Origin of the sequence: Methylophaga sp. UBA5088, from assembly GCF_002414625.1 — a bacterium.
In the GTDB taxonomy this organism is placed as follows: Bacteria; Pseudomonadota; Gammaproteobacteria; order Nitrosococcales; family Methylophagaceae; genus Methylophaga; species Methylophaga marina.
Genome location: NZ_DIAC01000039.1, coordinates 6,489 through 9,081 on the forward strand (window position 1 = coordinate 6,489; position 2,593 = coordinate 9,081).

Annotated in this window: 3 protein-coding genes; all 3 read left to right on the forward strand. The window is 43.3% G+C overall.

Going from position 1 to position 2,593, the window contains the following annotated elements; genetic code table 11:
- Window positions 1–882 (forward strand): DHHA1 domain-containing protein (locus B4K20_RS05445; RefSeq protein WP_289282165.1); only part of this gene is annotated, 882 nt, incomplete at its 5' end.
- Between the two features lie 2 nt (window positions 883–884).
- The gene (locus B4K20_RS05450) at window positions 885–2,108 is read left to right on the forward strand and encodes an aspartate kinase (protein WP_289282166.1); all 1,224 of its coding nucleotides are present in this window, start codon (window positions 885–887) and stop codon (window positions 2,106–2,108) included.
- A gap of 242 nt (window positions 2,109–2,350) precedes the next feature.
- Window positions 2,351–2,536, forward strand: a complete 186-nt coding sequence (csrA, locus tag B4K20_RS05455; RefSeq protein WP_091711813.1) for a carbon storage regulator CsrA — start codon at window positions 2,351–2,353, stop codon at window positions 2,534–2,536.
- The last annotated feature ends 57 nt before the right edge of the window (window positions 2,537–2,593 follow it).

Genomic DNA, 2,593 nt, shown 5'->3' on the forward strand with positions numbered 1-2,593 from the left:
AAAGGTTCATTAGTCAATCCACAACGTTTGCGCTTTGACTTTTCACACTTTGAGTCTGTGACACCAGCTCAGCTACGTGAAATCGAACGTTTAGTAAACCAACAAATTCGCCTCAACCACCCTGTTGAAACCCGCTTAATGGCCATAGAAGAAGCGAAGAAAAGTGGCGCAATGGCTTTGTTTGGCGAGAAATACGATGACGAAGTCCGCGTATTGAGCATGAGCGATTTCTCAATCGAACTCTGTGGTGGTACCCATGTTAAACAAACCGGTGACATCGGTATGCTCAAGATTATTTCTGAAGCGGGTATTGCATCGGGTGTGCGTCGTATTGAAGCCGTCACCGGTGAAAAAGCGATTGATTACATAGAGCAAATGGAATCAATCCTCACTGATGTATCTGAGTTACTGAAAGCTAAACCTGCCAATGTACAAGACAAAGCCTCACAGCTGGTACAAAGACAACGTGAGTTAGAAAAAGAACTGGACGTATTAAAAGCCAAATTAGCCAGCAGTGCAGGCAATGATTTAGCAGATTCTGCTACCGACATTAACGGTATCAAAGTATTGGCTTCCACGTTGGAAGGCGCTGATGGTAAATCACTTCGAGACACCGTCGATCAGCTCAAAAATAAGCTTGGCACGGCTGCTATTGTACTCACCGCTGTCCAGGATGAAAAAATTACAATTATTGCTGGCGTTACTAAGGATATTACCGATAAAATCCGCGCCGGAGATCTGGTTGGTCATATAGCTAGTCAGGTTGGTGGTAAAGGTGGCGGTCGTCCTGATATGGCTCAAGGCGGCGGTAATGAACCTCAGAACCTGGCAGCAGCTCTAGCTTCTGTACCAGACTGGGTGACTTCGAAGTTGGAAAACTAAGCATGTCTTTAATTGTTCAAAAATATGGTGGCACATCTGTTGGCTCCGCTGAACGTATCCGCGAAGTAGCCAAAAAGATCATTGATTATCGTAATCAAGGTCATGATTTAGTCGTTGTCGTTTCAGCGATGAGTGGCGAAACAAATCGTTTAATTGATTTAGCCAAACAGCTAAGCGATAACCCGCGTGGCCGTGAGTTAGATGTACTTTTATCAACAGGTGAGCAAGTTACCATTGCACTGCTCAGTTTGACACTTGCTCAAATGGGTATGCCCGCTGTTTCTTACACAGGCAGTCAAGTCCGCATCCTGACTGATAACGCACATAACAAAGCGCGGATTATGGAGATTGACGACAAGAATATTCGTCAGGATCTCAATCAGGGCAAAGTGGTCGTCGTTGCAGGATTTCAGGGGTGTGATGAGAATGGCAACATCACCACTCTTGGTCGCGGTGGTAGTGACACAACGGCTGTTGCATTAGCAGCTGCACTAAAAGCGGATGAATGCCAGATATACACCGATGTCGATGGCGTCTATACCACTGATCCCAGAGTTGTTTCTGAAGCACGTCGCCTAGACTCTATTACTTTCGAAGAAATGCTGGAAATGGCCAGCTTAGGTGCAAAAGTTTTGCAAATACGCTCTGTCGAATTTGCGAGTAAATATAACGTCCCATTACGTGTCCTTTCCTCATTTACTGAAGGTGGTGGCACATTAATCGCGGCTGAGGACCCATCAATGGAACAAGCTTTAATTTCAGGTATTGCATTTAATCGTGATGAAGCCAAACTGACTATTCTTGGTGTACCTGATCACCCAGGCATTGCTTCACAAATTCTCGGCCCTATCGCAGCTGAGAACATTGAAGTCGATATGATCATTCAAAATACCGGTCATGACTCAACAACAGACTTTACATTTACTGTTCATCGCAATGACTATCAAGCTGCATTAAATATCTTACAAAGAACAGCTGAGGAGCTGGGTGCCAGAGAGGTTAATGGTAACGAGAAAATTGCCAAAATCTCTGTTGTCGGTGTAGGCATGCGCTCGCACGCAGGTATTGCCAGCACAATGTTCGGTTCACTAGCAAAAGAAAACATCAATATCAGTATGATATCCACTTCAGAAATCAAAATCTCCGTGGTTATTGATGAGAAATACCTGGAGCTGGGTGTCAGAACATTACACAAGGCATTTAATCTAGAACAAACACCTGCTTAAAAGCTAAATGCTTGAGTCTCGTCATGTTTTTGAGATGATTTTATCGCTTAGATGTTCTGTTCCTGATAAAATATTATCTGAACAATGGATAAAAAAGTTTTTTTTATAGTCCATGAATAAAGAGGCGAGAAGACCTCTACATAAAATGAATAGGACAAAGGCACGAGGCCTGATCAATCGAAAGGAGTCATCATAATTCTCCTGATACCTCGGCCTAATTTTTGAGAGTAAGGGGAAAAAACATGTTAATACTCACACGTCGTGTTGGCGAATCACTCATCATCGGTGACGATGTTGTTGTAAACGTACTTGGTGTTAAAGGTAATCAGGTAAGAATTGGTGTAGACGCTCCTAAAGACGTCACCGTGCACCGTGAAGAAATCTACGATCGCATTCAGGCTGAAAAAGATCAGCCAAATGTGAGTTAAATTTACAATTATCACTAGCCAAATCGTTATCATCTGATATACTAGGCGGCTTTGATG